This window comes from Kaistia hirudinis, from assembly GCF_014196455.1.
Lineage (GTDB): Bacteria > Pseudomonadota > Alphaproteobacteria > Rhizobiales > Kaistiaceae > Kaistia > Kaistia hirudinis.
This window is the reverse complement of record NZ_JACIDS010000001.1, coordinates 786,966-801,915: the sequence shown is the minus strand read 5'-3', so window position 1 is coordinate 801,915 and position 14,950 is coordinate 786,966. Positions and strand designations below refer to the sequence as shown.

Here is a 14,950-nt window from a genome sequence, read left to right as displayed (position 1 = left end):
TGGGGTGCATGGCGGGTCGCGGAGGGAGAGGTGGGCGCATCTCCTCGTTATCGCCTCTGGGTGACGGAAGCGAGGCGCTCATCCGGCCCGAAGCAGCCGGATCGCGGCGTCGCGGCGGAAAAGATAGAGCAGCAGGCGCAAAGCGGCGCCGCGTTCCGTGCGCAGGGCCGGATCGGTCTCGACGAGCAGGCGCGCATCGCTGCGCGCGATTTCGAGCAGCCGCTGGTGATGCTCGAAGCGCGCAATGGTGAAGCCCGGCATGCCGGACTGGCGCGTGCCGAGCAGCTCGCCCTCACCGCGCAGGCGCAGATCCTCCTCCGCGATGCGGAAGCCGTCCTCGCTTTCGCGCAAGATGGCGAGGCGGTCATGCGCGACCTTGCCGAGCGGCCCGCGATAGAGCAGCAGGCAGGTCGAGGGCTTCGAGCCGCGGCCAACCCGTCCGCGCAGCTGGTGCAACTGCGCGAGGCCGAAGCGCTCGGCATGCTCGATGACCATGATGGTGGCATCCGGAACGTCGACGCCGACCTCGATCACCGTGGTGGCGACGAGGACGCGCGTTTCTCCGCTCTGGAAGCGGCGCATCGCCTCGTCCTTCTCCGCCGCCTTCATTCGCCCATGCACCAGCCCGACCAGGGGTCCGAGCGATTTCTGCAGCGCGCCGAAGCGCTCGGCCGCCGCCGCCGCGTCGACTTCTTCCGACTCCTCGACCAGCGGGCAGACCCAATAGGCCTGCGCGCCGCCGCGGACCGCCTGGCCGATGCGCTCGACCACCTCGCCGAGCCGCTCGAGCGGAATGGTGCGCGTCTCGATCGGCCGACGGCCGGCCGGCTTCTCCGTGAGGCGGGAAACATCCATGTCGCCGAACGCCGTCAGCACCAGCGTGCGCGGGATCGGTGTCGCCGTCATGACCAGCACATCCACCGCCGCGCCCTTGCCGGCCAGCGCCAGGCGCTGATGCACGCCGAAGCGGTGCTGCTCGTCGACGATCGCGAGGCCGAGGTCGCGGAACGCGACGCCCTCCTGAAACACCGCATGTGTTCCGACCACGAGATCGATCGTCCCGTCGGCGAGACCGGCGAGCACCGTGTCGCGCTCGCGGCCCTTCTCGCGGCCGGTCAGGATCGCCATGCTCATCCCGGCCGCTGCGGCGAGCGGGGCGATCGTCTTGGCGTGCTGGCGGGCGAGGAGTTCGGTTGGCGCCATCATCGCCGCCTGCGCCCCGCTCTCGATCACGATGGCGGCCGCCATCAGGCCGACCAGCGTCTTGCCCGAGCCGACATCGCCCTGGAGCAGGCGGAGCATGCGATCGTCGGAGGCGAGATCGTGTTCGATTTCGCCAATGGCGGCCTGCTGACTCATCGTCAGGCTGAAGGGCAGGGCGTCCGCGATCGCCCGCCGCATCCGACCGTCGCCGATCCGCGTCTTGCCGGCGGTCCGGCGGAGGTTTGCCCGCGTCAGCGCGAGCGCCAGCTGGTTGGCGAGTAATTCGTCATAGGCAAGCCGCGCGATCGCCGGACCGGCCGGATCGAGCTCCGCCGGCTCGGCCGGATGGTGCGCCCGCGTCAGGGCATCCTTGAAGGTCGGCCATTTCTCCTGGCGAAAAAGCGCGGGATCGAGCCATTCCGGAAGGTCCGGGCAGCTCGCCAGCGCGCCGGAGATCGCCTTGGCGAGCGTCTTGCGGGCGAGCCCCGCGGTCATCGGGTAGACGGGCTCGACCTTGGGCAGTTGGTCGAAGGCCTCGCGATCGACGACATGGTCCGGATGGACCATCTGCGGGCGACCGTTGAACCACTCGACCCGCCCCGAAACGAAACGTGTCTCGCCGACCGGCATGGTCCGCTCCAGGAAGGCGCGCTCGGCATGGAAGAAGACGAGCGCGATTTCCCCTGTATCGTCATGGGCATAGACGCGATAGGGCACCTTGCGGTTGCCAGGCGGGGAGGGCTGGTGGCGGTCGATCCGCACCTCCAGCGTGACGATCGCCCCCTCCGGCGAAAGCGCGATCCCCGGCTGGTTCCGCCGGTCGATCAGCCCGACGGGCAGATGGAACAGGAGATCGACGACTCGCGCCTCTTCCTCGGTCCCAAGCAGGCGGCCGATCGTCTCGCCGGTCTTCGGCCCGACGCCGGGCAGGCTCGTCACCGGCCGGAAAAGCGGATTCAGGATCTCGGGACGCATTGCGGCTTCTGATTCTCCTCGGGAGGCGAGACTAGCAGCGGTCGGCCCTTTCGCCAGCGCGGCGGCCGCATTAGGAACGTCTCCCATGAAAAGCCCGGAAATCCATGGCGTCTACGGGACGCCGCCCGCCGAACTCGCAACCGTGCCGACCGGCGCGGTGCAGTTCTCGCCGCTCATCCCCGGCTCCCAGGTGCTGGAGAAGGAGCAGGGAACGGTCGCCTCGCTGGTCATGCTGGCACCGCCCGGCACCGTCGAGCGCCGCTCTGCGCTGGCGGCAGCCTTGCGCGCCCTCCAACCCGGCGGCGAGCTGATCGCGCTGGCGCCCAAGGACAAGGGCGGCGCGCGCCTCGCTGGCGAGTTGGCCGCCTTCGGCGTCGCGGCGAACGAGGTCTCCAAGCGTCATCACCGCATCTGCACCGCGACGCGACCGGAAAAGCTCAGCGGAATCAACGAGGCTCTCGAGGAGGGAGCGCCGCGCATCCTGCCCGATTTCGGTCTCTGGTCGCAGCCCGGCGTCTTCGCGTTCGACCGGATGGACCCCGGCACGCGTCTGCTCATCGACACGCTGCCGGTGCCGGCGGGGCGCGGCGCCGATTTCGGCTGCGGTATCGGATTTCTCTCGCGCGCCGTGCTGATGGCGCCGGGCGTGACAGAGCTGACGCTGATCGACATCGATCGTCGCGCGGTGGCTTGCGCCGAGCACAACGTCGTCGATCCCCGGGCCCGGTTCGTCTGGGCCGATATCCGCAAGGGCGGCGCCGTGCCGGCCGGCCTTGATTTCATCGTCACCAACCCGCCCTTCCATGATGGTGGCGCTGAGGACCGGGCGCTCGGCCGCGCCTTCATCGAGGAGGCGGCGACGAGCCTTCGAAAAGGCGGCTCGCTCTGGCTGGTCGCCAATCGCCATCTTCCCTATGAGGAGACGCTGCGCCGCTCCTTCGCCCGCGTCCGGCTCGTCGCCGAGCAGGGCGGCTACAAGATTTACGAGGCCGTTCGATGAGCAAGACGATCCCGACGCTGCGGCTCGACCGTCTGCTCGCCAATCTCGGCTATGGCTCGCGCAAGGAGGTGCAGGGCCTGATCCAGTCCGGCCGCGTCGTGCTCGACGGCGAGGCGGAGCGCGATCCCGATCAGCGGGTCTATGTGAAGGCTGACCTCGCGCAGCGCATGACGGTCGCCGGCGTTCCGCTGGATCCGCCGCCGGGCCTGCTCGTGCTCATGCTCAACAAGCCGCTCGGCGTCACCTGCTCGCACAAGGAGCAGGGCGCGCTCGTCTATTCGCTGCTGCCCGACCGCTGGCGCCGTCGCGATCCGGCGATCTCGACCGTCGGGCGGCTGGACAAGGAAACCTCCGGCCTGTTGCTGATGACCGATGACGGCGCGCTGCTGCACCGGATCATCTCGCCGAAAAGCCATGTGCCGAAGCGCTACCACGTCGTGCTCGATCGGCCGCTCGCCGGCAACGAGGCGGCGATCCTGGGCGCCGGGACGCTGATGCTGGAAGGCGAGGACAAGCCGCTGCTGCCCGTCGCCATGGAGGTTCTGGGACCGAAGGAGGCGTTCGTCGTGCTCGACGAGGGCCGCTATCATCAGGTTCGGCGCATGTTCGCGGCGCTCGGCAATCATGTGACCGCGCTGCATCGCGATCGCGTCGGCGCGCTCGACCTACCGGCGGACCTCGAGCCCGGCGCATACCGCCTGCTCGGCGAGGCCGAGATCGCGACGATCTTCGGCGCGCGCCCATGAAGGGCGCGGCGTTCGACGTCGTCGTGATCGGCGCCGGCGCTGCCGGGCTGATGTGCGCGATCGAGGCGGGAAAGCGCGGCCGCCGCGTTCTGGTCGTCGATCACGCCAAGGCGGCGGGCGAAAAGATCCGCATCTCGGGCGGCGGGCGCTGCAATTTCACCAATCTGAACGCCGCGCCGAAGAACTTCCTCTCAGACAATCCGCATTTCTGCATCTCCGCACTCAGCCGCTACCAGCCGAAGGATTTCATCGCGCTGGTCGAACGCCATGGCATCGCCTGGCACGAGAAGACGCTCGGCCAGCTTTTCTGTGACGGGTCGGCGCGGCAGATCGTCGATATGCTGCTGGCCGAGATGCAGGCCGTCGGTGCCGAGCTGCGTCTGCAGACCGCGGTGGTGTCGGTCGCGAAGACGGATGAGGGCTTCGCGGTCGAGACCTCCGGCGGGACGATCATGTGCCGGTCGCTCGTCGTGGCGAGCGGCGGGCTGTCGATCCCCAAAATGGGCGCGACCGGCCTCGGTCACGACATCGCGCGGCAATTCGGTCTGCCGATCGTGGCGACGCGACCAGGATTGGTGCCGCTCACGCTGGCGCCCGATCTTCTGGAGCGCCTGCAACCGCTCGCCGGCGTTTCGGTCGACGCATCCGTCAAAAGCGGCAAGACGCGCTTCGACGAGGCGATGCTGTTCACGCATCGCGGGTTGAGCGGGCCCGCAATCCTGCAGATCTCGTCCTATTGGCGTGAAGGCGGTACGATCGAGATTGCGATGGCGCCCGGTGCCGACCTCTGCGAGACGCTGCGCCGCGCGCGGACTGAGCGGGGACGCCAGAGCCTCGGCACGCTTCTCGCCGAGCATCTGCCCCGCCGCCTCGCGCTGCTCGTCGCCGAAAGCCATGGCGCCGACCGGCGCATGGCCGATTTCTCCGACAAGGCGCTGCACGCCGTCGATGCGGCAGTGAACCATTGGGAGGTTCGTCCCGCCGGCCCGGAAGGCTATCGCACGGCGGAAGTGACGCTCGGCGGCGTCGATACGCGCGCGCTCGACTCGAAGACGATGGAGGCCAAGGCGGTGCCGGGCCTCCATTTCATCGGCGAGGTGGTCGACGTCACCGGCTGGCTCGGCGGCTATAATTTCCAATGGGCCTGGGCATCCGGCTGGTGCGCTGGTCAGGCGGTGTGAGTCCAATGGACAAATGGCAGGCCGCAGGCGATCGACCCGCTGCCGTCACCACGGAGGACGCCGGAGTCCATGCAGTCCGGGGCTGCAATGCCTCGCGTGAGCACACCTGTCCCTGCACCGCTGTTGGATGGATCCCGGCTTTCGCCGGGATGACGCCTTCATGAAGCGGGCAGAGCGGTCGCAGACCGACCAGCGGGGCCAACGAGGACCTTCTATCCGGCCAAGGCCGGCGGTCGAACTGCTGTCGCTAATCCTTCAACACGCCTGACTTCCGTGCCGCGAAGGTGGCGAGGGCGTCCATGAGGGGCGGGGAGAGGCAGTCATAGGGTTCGAGGCCGATCTCGCGGATGCGGCCGCGGATGGCGCCCATCCGGCTCGGATGAACCCCGCCTTCGATGACGGACGAGACGAAGGCGGCGAATTGCGGCGCCTGCCAGCCGGTCTCGCGCGAAAGCTCGGTGTGGACGAAGGTCAGGCCCTTGAAGGCGTGGTCGCGCTCGACGGGGCCGTGCATGTGCACGCCGCAGACCTTGCAGGCATGGCGCTGGATGAGGGCGCTGGGATCGACGACGGCGAGCTTGTCGCCGTTCTCGGTTACCTTCACCTTGTCAGTTGGCGCGACGGCGACGATCGAGAAGGTCGCGCCTTCGGGCTTCCAGCACTTGGTGCAGCCGCAGGCGTGATTGTGCACGACCTGCCCTTCGATCCGCACCTTAACCGGCTTGTCGAGGCAATGGCAGACGAGCGTACCGCCTGCGAATGTATCGGAGCCCTGGCGGATGCCGCCATCGATGGCCGGGTGCAGCCGTACCCCTTCGGACATGATCGTTCCTCTCCTTCGTTGTCGTTTCCCGTTGGCGCGGGCGACAACGAAGCTACTCCCGATCCGGCGCGGGGCCTATGACCGAATCGGGAGAGCCGGAGGCTCAGAGCCCTGCGGACTCGTCGAGGCCGAGCGCGAGGTTGAGGTTCTGGACGGCGGCGCCCGAGGCGCCCTTGCCGAGATTGTCGAGGATCGCGATCGCAATCGCCTGCCCGGTCCGCTCGTTGCCGACCACCATCACGCGGAGCCGGTTCGTGCCGTTGAGGCTTTCCGGGTCGACGAGGCTCTGATAGCCGGCGGCGCCTGCGCGCGCCTCCTTCAGCACGGCGGCGTCGCGCGGGCTGACCACCTCGATGAAGTGCTCGCCCTCGTAGTGGGCGAGATAGGCGTGTTCGAGATCGACCACGCCCGGTCGGCCCGGCAGGCGGTGCAGATGCAGCGGCACCTCGATGATCATGCCCTGCGCAAAGCGGCCGACGGACGGCATGAACAGCGGCGCCTCGGCGAGGCCGGCATAGGCGCGGATTTCCGGCAGGTGCTTGTGCTGGAGCGTCAGGCCATAGGGGCGGAACGCATCATGCGTGCCCGCCGGAACGTCTTGCTGCTCGAACTCGGCGATCAGCCCCTTGCCGCCGCCGGAATAGCCCGAGACGCCGTTGACGACGATCGGCTCGTCGGGCGGAAGGAGGCCGGCATCGACCAGCGGGCGCAGCAGCGCGATCGCGCCGGTGGCGTAGCAGCCGGGATTGCCGATCCGATTTGCCGCCGCGATTGCCTCGCGCTGGCCCTTGGCAAGCTCGGCAAAGCCATAGGCCCAGCCGGGCGACACGCGGTGCGCCGTCGAGGCGTCGATGACCTTCACATGGTCGTTCGCGACGAGCGCGACCGCTTCGCGCGCGGCGTCGTCGGGAAGGCAGAGGATGACCGCGTCGGCGGAATTGATGATCTCGGCGCGCGCCGCGGCTTCCTTGCGCCGCTCCGGCGCAATCGAAAGCAACTCGATGTCGTGCCGGCCCTCGAGGCGCTGGCGGATCTGCAGCCCGGTCGTGCCGGCTTCGCCGTCGATGAAGACCTTGGATACCATGTACGCCTCCGTAAGCCATGCGTGCGCCGATTGAGCGGCGAGCCTCGCATGCGGATCATCAAGTGGTTGTGACGGATCAAAAGAAAAGGGCGCCCGGTTTCCCGAAGCGCCCTTTCCGAACAGCGTGGTTGAGACGCGATCAGCGCTTCGAGAACTGGAACGAACGGCGGGCCTTGGCGCGGCCGTACTTCTTGCGCTCGACGACGCGGCTGTCGCGCGTCAGGAAGCCGCCCTTCTTGAGGGCGCCGCGCAGCTCCGGCTCGTAATAGGTGAGCGCCTTCGAGATGCCGTGACGCAGCGCGCCGGCCTGACCCGAGAGACCGCCGCCGGCGACCGTCGCGTGGATGTCGTACTGGCCATTGCGATTGGCGACGCCGATCGGCTGGCGGACGAGCATCTGAAGGACGGGGCGCGCGAAATAAGCCGAGAAGTCCTTGTCGTTCACGACGATCTTGCCGGTGCCCGGACGGATCCAGACGCGGGCGATCGCGTCCTTGCGCTTGCCGGTCGCATAGGCACGGCCCTGCGCATCGAGCTTCTGGACATGGACGGGAGCGGCGTCCTCGGCCGAAGCCGCGACGAGGCCCTGGAGGGACTGGAGATCAGCCATGTTCAGGCAATCCTCTTGTTCTTCGGGTTCAGCGCGGCGACGTCGAGGACTTCGGGCTGCTGGGCTTCATGCGGGTGGCTCGTGCCGGCGTAAACGCGGAGATTGCCGAACTGGCGACGGCCGAGCGGGCCTTCGGGGAGCATGCGCTCGACGGCCTTCTCGATGACGCGCTCCGGGAAGCGGCCCTCGAAGATCTGGCGCGCGGTGCGCTGCTTGATGCCGCCGATATAGCCGGTGTGCCAGTAGTAGACCTTGTCGGAGTACTTGGCGCCGGTGAAGACGGCCTTCTCGGCATTGATGATGATGACGTTGTCGCCATCATCGACATGCGGCGTGAAGGAGGCCTTGTGCTTGCCGCGCAGACGGTTCGCCACGATGGAGGCGAGCCGGCCGACGACAAGGCCTTCGGCGTCGATCAGAATCCACTTCTTCTCGACGTCCGCCGGCTTGGTGGAAATGGTGCTCATTGCGAAACTCGTTTCCGTTAGCCCTGAAGCGACGAGCGCTCCGGGGCGGAAGGTGAGGGGCGGAAGCATCCGGACCGAGGACCGGACTTTGGAGCGGCTTGTAACCGCCACGCCCCCTCGCGTCAAGTTGATATTCCGCTCTCGATCGATCGTAAATCCAATAAAAACAGTGGCTTGTGAAGAGTGGTATCATAATACCGCATCGCCTGCGACAATTCCGGTCCATGCTGGGCGCGGTCGGACCGTCCTACGCCCTGTACCGGGCGGTCCGATCGGATATGCTGCGCCGCCCGCGAACGGAGGTTTCCATGGCTGCCACAGGACTCGCGCCGCGCCTCAACATCGTCACACTCGGGGTGGCGAATGTTCAGAAGTCGCGCGCCTTCTACGAAGCGCTCGGCTGGCGGGCCTCGTCGGCCAGCCGCGATTCGATCGCCTTCTTCGATCTGGGTGGTGTGGTCCTGGCGCTCTTCAACCGCGAAAATCTGGCAGATGATGCGACGGTCGCCCCGGCGGGGGACGGCTTCCGCGCCGTGACGCTCGCGCACAATGTCGAGAGCGATGCCGAGGTCGATGCGGCGCTGGCCCATGCGGAGCGCTCGGGCGCGCGCATCGTGAAGCCGGCCTCCAAGGTCTTCTGGGGCGGTTATTCGGGCTATTTCTCCGATCCCGACGGCCACCTCTGGGAGGTCGCGCACAACCCCTTCACGTCTCTCGACGGCCAAGGCCGTCTCCAGCTTCCTCCACCCGAGCTCGCGTCATGATCCGTTCCTGCACTTTCGTCCTTGCCCTGGCACCCCTGCTCGCCTTCGGGGCCACTGCCGCAGCAGCCGATCCCAAGCCCTATCAGCCCTTGACCGTGACCTATGACGCCGCGGGCGCCAATGATCCGGAACTGAAGACATTCATCCAGTCGCTGCAGGACGCCGTCGATTCGAACGATGTCGCCACGCTGAAGGCCGCCGTCGCGCCCGATCTCAAGATCTATACGCCGCTGATCGGTTTTCCGGAGGAGAAGGCGTCGCCGGCGCTCGCCAATCCCGACAAGCGCCCCGGCGACGAGCGTCTCGACCAGGCCGCCGCGCTGACGACATCGGCGGATACGGATTATTCCCGCGAGGATCTCGATAGCCTCATCGTCGATCTCTTCGGCATGGCGCTGCAGCCGAAGACGATCGGAAAGTCGCCGACGGCCGAAAACGCGCTGTGCTCGCCGGCCGAGGCGATCTTCGACCGTCAGAAGGCGCTCGACATCGCGACGGCGGCGGATGTTCCGCCCGGCAATCTCTGGATCCTGTCCGAGCAGACGGCGTTCCACGAGAAGCCGACGACTTCTTCGCCGGTGCTGGAGACGCTTCCGGCCGGCACGATCGTCCCGTTCCTGGAAGGGTCGGTCGAGGACAATTCGGCCGAGCAGAGCGACGAGGACTGGTATTCGGTCGTCCTGCCGTCGGGCAAGGTCGGCTATGGCGCCAATGATTCGTCGCTCGCCTTCCAGGCCGTTTCCGTCTGCTACGGCAAGGTCGAGGATCACTGGGCGGTCACCGCCGTCATCGTGCCGGGCGTCTGACAGGAAGGTTCCGATGAACCACGACCATTATGACGACGCCTATCTCAGCGGCATCCTGACGAGCGTGCGCACGATCGCCGTCGTCGGCGCCAGCGCCAACGCCTCGCGGCCGAGCCATGGCGTGCTCGGCTATCTGACGCGCTGCGGCTACGAGACCTATCCGATCCATCCGGGTCTCGCCGGACAGGCGCTGTTCGGCCGGCAGGTCTATGCCCGCCTTGCCGATGTGCCCGTGCCGATCGACATGGTCGACGTATTCCGCAATTCCGATGCGATCCCCGCGCTCGCGGAGGAGGTCCTGCAGCTCGCGCCGCTGCCCAAGGTCGTCTGGCTGCAGCTCGGCATTCGCAACGACGCGGCCGCGGCCAGCCTCGAGGCGGCGGGCATCGACGTGGTCATGAACCGCTGCCCGGCGATCGAGCGGCCGCGCCTCCTCGGCGCCTGAACTCCGCGCCGACCGACCCCACGCAGCATTTTCTACCTCCACGGCCGCCGCTTGCGGAACGATTTGCTTTGCTGCCCTGTCGACGGTCGCGATATCGATAGGTAACGGCACAGAAAGCTGGGAGGATGAAATGACCGACGAGAGGCTTCCGGGGTTCGCGACGCAGGCGGTTCACGCCGGCGCGCAGCCCGATCCGACGACGGGCGCGCGGGCGACCCCCATCTACCAGACGACGTCGTTCGTCTTCGAGGACGCGGAGCACGCCGCGTCGCTGTTCGGCCTGCAGGCCTTCGGCAACATCTATACGCGCATCACCAACCCGACGACCGGCGTGCTGGAGGAGCGTGTCGCAGCGCTCGAAGGTGGCACCGCAGCGCTGGCGACGGCCTCGGGCCACGCCGCGCAGTTGCTCGTCTTCCACACGCTCCTGTCGCCGGGCGACGAGTTCGTCGCCTCCAACAAGCTCTATGGCGGCTCGATCAACCAGTTCAACAATTCGTTCAAGAGCTTCGGCTGGAACGTCGTCTGGGCCGATCCGGACGACATCGCCTCGTTCGAGCGCGCGATCACGCCAAAGACCAAGGCGATCTTCATCGAATCGATCGCCAATCCGGGCGGCATCGTCACCGACATCGCGGCCATCGCTGCCGTGGCCAAGCGCGCCGGCGTGCCGCTGATCGTCGACAATACGCTGGCGACGCCCTATCTCTGCCGCCCGATCGAGCATGGCGCCGATATCGTCGTGCATTCGCTCACCAAGTTCCTCGGCGGGCACGGCAATTCGATCGGCGGCATCCTCGTCGACGGCGGCCGGTTCAACTGGCTGCGCGAGGGGCGCTATCCGAAGCTGTCGCAGCCGCTGCCGGAATATAACGGCATGGTCCTCGGCGAGACCTTCGGCAATTTCGCCTTCGCAATCGCCGCGCGCGTCCTCGGTCTCCGCGATCTCGGCCCGGCCATCTCGCCCTTCAACTCGTTCCTGATCCTGAACGGCATCGAGACGCTGCCGCTGCGCATGCAGAAGCACTCCGACAATGCGAAGGCGGTCGCCGAATTCCTGGCCGATCATCCCGCGGTGTCGTGGGTCAGCTATGCCGGCCTGCCGGGCGACCGCTACTACAATCTCGGGCGCCACTATGTGCCCAAGGGCGCCGGTGCGGTTCTCACCTTCGGGCTCGCCGGCGGCTATGACGCGGGCGTGAAGCTCGTTTCGTCGGTCAAGCTGTTCTCGCATCTCGCCAATATCGGCGACACGCGTTCGCTGGTGATCCACCCGGCGTCCACGACGCATCGCCAGCTCACCGACGCGCAGAAGATCGCGGCGGGGGCCGGGCCGGATGTCGTTCGCCTCTCGGTCGGCATCGAGGACAAGGAAGACATCATCGCCGATCTGCAGCAGGCGCTTGCCTGAGGCATCGACGGTGCTCCGGGGCGCGTCCAGCGCCCCGGACCTTCAATCGAGCGTTTCGCCGTCGAGAATGCGCCGATAGAGCGCCAGATAGCCCTCGGCCATCTGCGCCGCCGAGAAGTTGGACGCCGCATAGTCGCGGCACCGCGCCGGATCGATCGCGCCGACCTCCGCGAAAGCGCGGCCATAGTCGTCCGTGCTTTCGCACAGGAAACCGACTTCAGGCGTGAGCAGTTCCGGCACCGCGCCGCGGGCGGCTGCGATCACCGGCGTGCCGGCGAGCAGCGCCTCAATCACCACCAGGCCGAACGGCTCGTCCCAGCGAATCGGAAACAGCAGCGAGCGGGCCTGCGCGAAGAGCCGCGCCTTCTCCCACCCGCCGACCATGCCGTGGAAGCGGAACTGCTCGCCGAAGGAGCGGAAGAACACGCCCTCGCGTCGGACGGCGCTGCGCGTCAGTAGCTCGATGCGGGCGCCGCCGGCCAGATCCAGCTTCAGCTTGAAGCGGCGCGCCAGATCGATCGCCTGCGTCACGTTCTTGCCGGCGCGGTTGATGCGCGAGAAGAACAGGTGTCGGTCGCTCTTCTCCGCCGAGAAATAGACGTCCTCCGGCGGGATGCCGTTATAGACGAAGGTCCTGCGGCCGTGCCGGGCCGCGTGATCGGCCGAGATGAAGTTCCAGTTGCCCTCGAAGCCATAGCCGGGGGCGTTGCCATGCATCGTCCAGAGCGAGGGGACGGCGAAGCGGGCGCCGGTCCAGCCATGCGCATGCACAATGTCGATATCGGCGGGCAGGTTCGCCGCGGCGCTGACGGCATCGCTCGCCATGACGACGCGCACGCCGGGCAGATAGGTGCCCTTGGGTCCGACCAGCGTCACGGCATGGCCGCGGCGCAGCAACTCGCGCGCCAGCCATTCGACGACGCGTTCTGTGCCGCCATAGAGCGAGACGGGGAGGGCGCGCCCGCAAACGAGCGCGATCCGCAGCGGTCGGCTCAAGACATGACCTTGACGTAGCTGCCCGGCGCATCCTCGATCGTCTTGACCCGCCGACCGCCCGGAACGCGCGCCTTCACGCGGCGATTATCCTGCTTTTCGATCCAGGCCTGCCAGTGCGGCCACCAGGAGCCCGGATGCTCGTCGGCCTTGTCGACCCAGGCCTCGAATCCGTCGCCCTTCGGCGCCGGACCGGTCCAGTACTGATATTTGCGCCGCGCGGGCGGATTGACGACGCCGGCGATGTGGCCCGAGCCGGAGAGTACGAAGGTCACGTCGCCGCCGAAGAAGCTCGACCCGTAGAAGACCGAGCGCGGCGGCGCGATGTGATCCTCGCGGGCGGCGAGATTGTAGATCGGGATCTTGACGTCCCCGAGCGAGATCTTCGTGTCGCCGACCGACAGCTCTCCCTTGGAGAGCTTGTTGTCGAGATAGCAATTCCTCAAATAAAACGAGTGGTTGGCGGCCGGCATTCGCGTGGCGTCTGAATTCCAATAGAGCAGGTCGAACGGGATCGGTTCCTTGCCGCGGAAATAATTGTTCACGACATAGGACCAGATCAGCTCGTTGGAGCGCAGCATGTTGAAGGAGGCGGCCATGTTCCTCCCTTCGAGATAGCCGCGCACGCTCATCTTCTTCTCGATCGCCTCGACCTGGCTCTCGTCGATGAACACCTTGAGGTCGCCGGCGAACGTGAAATCCACCTGCGTCGCGAACAGCGTGGTGGCGGCGATGCGCGTGTCGCCCGTGGCCGCCATATAGGCGAGGGTGAAGGACAGCAGCGTCCCGCCGACGCAATAGCCGATCGCGTTCACCTCATCCTCGCGCGTGATCTTCTGGATCACGTCGAGCGAGGCGAGGATACCCTCGCGCATGTAATTCTCGAACGCCTTCTCCGCCTGCCGCTCGTCCGGATTGACCCAGGACACGACGAACACGGTATGGCCCTGCTCGACCGCCCATTTGATGAAGGATTTCTCGGGCGTCAGGTCGAGGATGTAGAACTTGTTGATCCAGGGCGGCACGATCAGCAGCGGCCGCTTCAGCACCGTCTCGGTGGTCGGCTTGTACTGGATCAACTGGCAGACGTCGTTCTGGTGCACGACCTTGCCCGGCGTCAGCGCGAGATTGCGGCCGATCTCGAAAGCGGAGAGGTCGGACTGGCGAATGCGCAATTCGCCGTCGCCGGCCGTGATGTCGTCGGCCAGCATGTTGACGCCGCGCACCAGGTTCTCGGCGCTCGAATCGACCGTGTCGCGCATCACCTCCGGATTGGTGAGCGGGAAATTCGACGGCGAGATCGCGTTGGCAATCTGGCGGACATAGAATCGGGCCTGCAGCTGGGTGTGCGGGTCGAGCCCGTCGGCCTTGTCGACCATCTCCTCGGCCCATTGGACCGTGATCAGGTAGATCTGCTTGAAGAAGTCGAAATAGATGCTCTCGCTCCACTGCGGATCGCGAAAGCGCTTGTCGCGGGCCTCCGGCTCGGCGATCGGCTTCACGCTGAGGCCGGACATGCGCTGCATCATCGCCGTCCAGAGCGCGAAATAGCGGCCGTAAAGCTTGCTCTGTGCCTCGACGGCGCGGGCTGGCTCGGAGCGCCAGTATTCGATCACCTTGGAGAGCGTGCGGACGATCTGCGCGATCTCGTCGGCGAGATCGGTCGAAACCGCGCCTTCTTCGCGCGGCTTCAGGAAGGCCCGCGCGGCGCGAGTCGCGCCCTCGATGATCAAGGCGATGTTCTTCGCCAGGAGTTCCGGGTCCTTCACGAAGAAGGGGATTGCGCCGCTATTCTGATCGGCCCCGCCATTCGCCGGCATTCTCGCTCCCAATCTCGCGAGCCGGATCGGATGCGTCCGGCTTTCCCCAACACGGGGAGTGTAATAGCTTCGGCTCTCGTGGCATATGGCTCGTGTGTTTACGAGATGCTTACCCTGAGGGCGGAGAGTGGCGAAGCGGATGTCTCAGTCTGGAACGTTGCGATGCCGCTCCGCTGCCATCATTGGCTTGACGCTGGCCCTTTCGCTGGTCGCCGGTTGTTCGACCGTGTCGCGGACGCTGGATTTCTCATCCGATCCGAATCTTCAGCAGGGCGGCTTTCCGAACATCAACGAGGCCGGCAAGCAGCCGGTCGGCAAGGCTCTGACGCCCGAGCAGCAGGAACAGGCCAAGGCCGCGCTCGAGGCGAAGGCGAAGCAGACCAGCGCGGCCGTCGGCGCCACGGCGCAGCAGCAAAGTGCAGCGTCGGCGCAGGACCTCGAGAACCTCGCCAAGACGCATGGCGAGAAGACGATCCAGGAGATTCAGTCGGGGTGCGATTCGGGCACGGCGGCCGACGCCACGAAATGCCCGCAATAGAGGCCTCGTCTCGCCACCGTTCGAGTGCTAAATGCGCTGCGCGCGCCACGGGATGTGACGCGTCCGAGGAAACGAAAACAACAG

At 66.8% G+C, this 14,950-nt stretch carries 15 protein-coding genes; 8 read left to right on the top strand and 7 right to left on the bottom strand.

What is annotated here, in order from left to right:
* Positions 1 to 78 precede the first annotated feature (78 nt).
* Positions 79 to 2,178 carry an ATP-dependent DNA helicase RecG gene (gene recG / locus GGR25_RS03710; RefSeq protein ID WP_183397350.1) on the bottom strand — a complete coding sequence of 700 codons (2,100 nt, stop codon included), beginning with the start codon at positions 2,176 to 2,178 and terminating at the stop codon, positions 79 to 81.
* Positions 2,179 to 2,263: 85 nt separating this feature from the next.
* On the opposite strand from recG, the gene GGR25_RS03705 reads away from it, so the two are divergent.
* Genes GGR25_RS03705 through GGR25_RS03695 form a run of 3 tightly spaced genes read left to right on the top strand, consistent with a single transcriptional unit; the run spans position 2,264 to position 5,105 of the window.
* On the top strand, positions 2,264 to 3,178 hold the full coding sequence (locus GGR25_RS03705; protein ID WP_183397349.1) for a class I SAM-dependent methyltransferase: 915 nt from the start codon (positions 2,264 to 2,266) through the stop codon (positions 3,176 to 3,178).
* Positions 3,175 to 3,924 carry a pseudouridine synthase gene (locus tag GGR25_RS03700; protein WP_183397348.1) on the top strand — a complete coding sequence of 250 codons (750 nt, stop codon included), beginning with the start codon at positions 3,175 to 3,177 and terminating at the stop codon, positions 3,922 to 3,924. Before GGR25_RS03705 ends, GGR25_RS03700 begins: the two co-directional genes overlap by 4 nt.
* Positions 3,921 to 5,105: a BaiN/RdsA family NAD(P)/FAD-dependent oxidoreductase gene (locus tag GGR25_RS03695; protein WP_183397347.1), complete on the top strand. Its 1,185-nt coding sequence runs from the start codon at positions 3,921 to 3,923 to the stop codon at positions 5,103 to 5,105. Before GGR25_RS03700 ends, GGR25_RS03695 begins: the two co-directional genes overlap by 4 nt.
* 247 nt (positions 5,106 to 5,352) lie before the next feature.
* Here the strand turns inward: GGR25_RS03695 and gfa are convergent, their stop codons facing one another.
* From gfa to rplM, 4 genes are all read right to left on the bottom strand, one after another.
* Positions 5,353 to 5,928, bottom strand: a complete 576-nt coding sequence (gene gfa / locus GGR25_RS03690) for an S-(hydroxymethyl)glutathione synthase (protein WP_183397346.1) — start codon at positions 5,926 to 5,928, stop codon at positions 5,353 to 5,355.
* Between the two features lie 103 nt (positions 5,929 to 6,031).
* Positions 6,032 to 7,012, bottom strand: a complete 981-nt coding sequence (argC, locus tag GGR25_RS03685; RefSeq protein ID WP_183397345.1) for an N-acetyl-gamma-glutamyl-phosphate reductase — start codon at positions 7,010 to 7,012, stop codon at positions 6,032 to 6,034.
* Positions 7,013 to 7,151: 139 nt separating this feature from the next.
* Complete coding sequence (rpsI, locus tag GGR25_RS03680; RefSeq protein WP_183397344.1) at positions 7,152 to 7,622, bottom strand: 30S ribosomal protein S9; 471 nt, start codon at positions 7,620 to 7,622, stop codon at positions 7,152 to 7,154.
* Positions 7,623 to 7,624: 2 nt separating this feature from the next.
* Positions 7,625 to 8,089 (bottom strand): 50S ribosomal protein L13, encoded by a 465-nt coding sequence (gene rplM / locus GGR25_RS03675; RefSeq protein ID WP_183397343.1) that lies wholly within the window; start codon positions 8,087 to 8,089, stop codon positions 7,625 to 7,627.
* A 308-nt stretch (positions 8,090 to 8,397) separates the two neighbouring features.
* Between rplM and GGR25_RS03670 the strand changes: the two genes are divergently transcribed.
* The 4 genes from GGR25_RS03670 (at position 8,398) to GGR25_RS03655 (ending at position 11,515) form a co-directional block, all read left to right on the top strand.
* The gene (locus GGR25_RS03670; RefSeq protein WP_183397342.1) at positions 8,398 to 8,853 is read left to right on the top strand and encodes a VOC family protein; all 456 of its coding nucleotides are present in this window, start codon (positions 8,398 to 8,400) and stop codon (positions 8,851 to 8,853) included.
* Positions 8,850 to 9,659, top strand: a complete 810-nt coding sequence (locus tag GGR25_RS03665) for an SH3 domain-containing protein (RefSeq protein WP_183397341.1) — start codon at positions 8,850 to 8,852, stop codon at positions 9,657 to 9,659. The genes GGR25_RS03670 and GGR25_RS03665 overlap by 4 nt, the downstream gene beginning before the upstream one ends.
* Before the next feature lie 13 nt (positions 9,660 to 9,672).
* Positions 9,673 to 10,104 (top strand): CoA-binding protein, encoded by a 432-nt coding sequence (locus GGR25_RS03660; protein WP_183397340.1) that lies wholly within the window; start codon positions 9,673 to 9,675, stop codon positions 10,102 to 10,104.
* Between the two features lie 130 nt (positions 10,105 to 10,234).
* Positions 10,235 to 11,515 (top strand): O-acetylhomoserine aminocarboxypropyltransferase, encoded by a 1,281-nt coding sequence (locus GGR25_RS03655; RefSeq protein ID WP_183397339.1) that lies wholly within the window; start codon positions 10,235 to 10,237, stop codon positions 11,513 to 11,515.
* Between the two features lie 42 nt (positions 11,516 to 11,557).
* Here the strand turns inward: GGR25_RS03655 and GGR25_RS03650 are convergent, their stop codons facing one another.
* Both GGR25_RS03650 and GGR25_RS03645 read right to left on the bottom strand, forming a co-directional pair.
* Positions 11,558 to 12,511 carry a glycosyltransferase gene (locus GGR25_RS03650; RefSeq protein ID WP_183397338.1) on the bottom strand — a complete coding sequence of 318 codons (954 nt, stop codon included), beginning with the start codon at positions 12,509 to 12,511 and terminating at the stop codon, positions 11,558 to 11,560.
* Positions 12,508 to 14,328 carry a PHA/PHB synthase family protein gene (locus GGR25_RS03645; protein WP_183397337.1) on the bottom strand — a complete coding sequence of 607 codons (1,821 nt, stop codon included), beginning with the start codon at positions 14,326 to 14,328 and terminating at the stop codon, positions 12,508 to 12,510. Before GGR25_RS03645 ends, GGR25_RS03650 begins: the two co-directional genes overlap by 4 nt.
* Positions 14,329 to 14,455: 127 nt before the next feature.
* On the opposite strand from GGR25_RS03645, the gene GGR25_RS03640 reads away from it, so the two are divergent.
* Entirely contained in the window at positions 14,456 to 14,866 is a 411-nt protein-coding gene (locus GGR25_RS03640; protein WP_183397336.1) for a hypothetical protein, read from the top strand.
* The last annotated feature ends 84 nt before the right edge of the window (positions 14,867 to 14,950 follow it).

What these genes read in the sequence shown, in the direction of transcription:
- rpsI (WP_183397344.1), bottom strand. Translation starts at nt 7,622, where the DNA reads ATGGCTGATCTCCAGTCCCTCCAGGGCCTCGTCGCGGCTTCGGCCGAG.
- GGR25_RS03670 (WP_183397342.1), top strand. Translation starts at nt 8,398, where the DNA reads ATGGCTGCCACAGGACTCGCGCCGCGCCTCAACATCGTCACACTCGGG.
- GGR25_RS03665 (WP_183397341.1), top strand. Translation starts at nt 8,850, where the DNA reads ATGATCCGTTCCTGCACTTTCGTCCTTGCCCTGGCACCCCTGCTCGCC.
- GGR25_RS03645 (WP_183397337.1), bottom strand. Translation starts at nt 14,328, where the DNA reads ATGCCGGCGAATGGCGGGGCCGATCAGAATAGCGGCGCAATCCCCTTC.
- recG (WP_183397350.1), bottom strand. Translation starts at nt 2,178, where the DNA reads ATGCGTCCCGAGATCCTGAATCCGCTTTTCCGGCCGGTGACGAGCCTG.
- GGR25_RS03705 (WP_183397349.1), top strand. Translation starts at nt 2,264, where the DNA reads ATGAAAAGCCCGGAAATCCATGGCGTCTACGGGACGCCGCCCGCCGAA.
- argC (WP_183397345.1), bottom strand. Translation starts at nt 7,012, where the DNA reads ATGGTATCCAAGGTCTTCATCGACGGCGAAGCCGGCACGACCGGGCTG.
- GGR25_RS03660 (WP_183397340.1), top strand. Translation starts at nt 9,673, where the DNA reads ATGAACCACGACCATTATGACGACGCCTATCTCAGCGGCATCCTGACG.
- GGR25_RS03695 (WP_183397347.1), top strand. Translation starts at nt 3,921, where the DNA reads ATGAAGGGCGCGGCGTTCGACGTCGTCGTGATCGGCGCCGGCGCTGCC.
- GGR25_RS03655 (WP_183397339.1), top strand. Translation starts at nt 10,235, where the DNA reads ATGACCGACGAGAGGCTTCCGGGGTTCGCGACGCAGGCGGTTCACGCC.
- GGR25_RS03700 (WP_183397348.1), top strand. Translation starts at nt 3,175, where the DNA reads ATGAGCAAGACGATCCCGACGCTGCGGCTCGACCGTCTGCTCGCCAAT.
- gfa (WP_183397346.1), bottom strand. Translation starts at nt 5,928, where the DNA reads ATGTCCGAAGGGGTACGGCTGCACCCGGCCATCGATGGCGGCATCCGC.
- rplM (WP_183397343.1), bottom strand. Translation starts at nt 8,089, where the DNA reads ATGAGCACCATTTCCACCAAGCCGGCGGACGTCGAGAAGAAGTGGATT.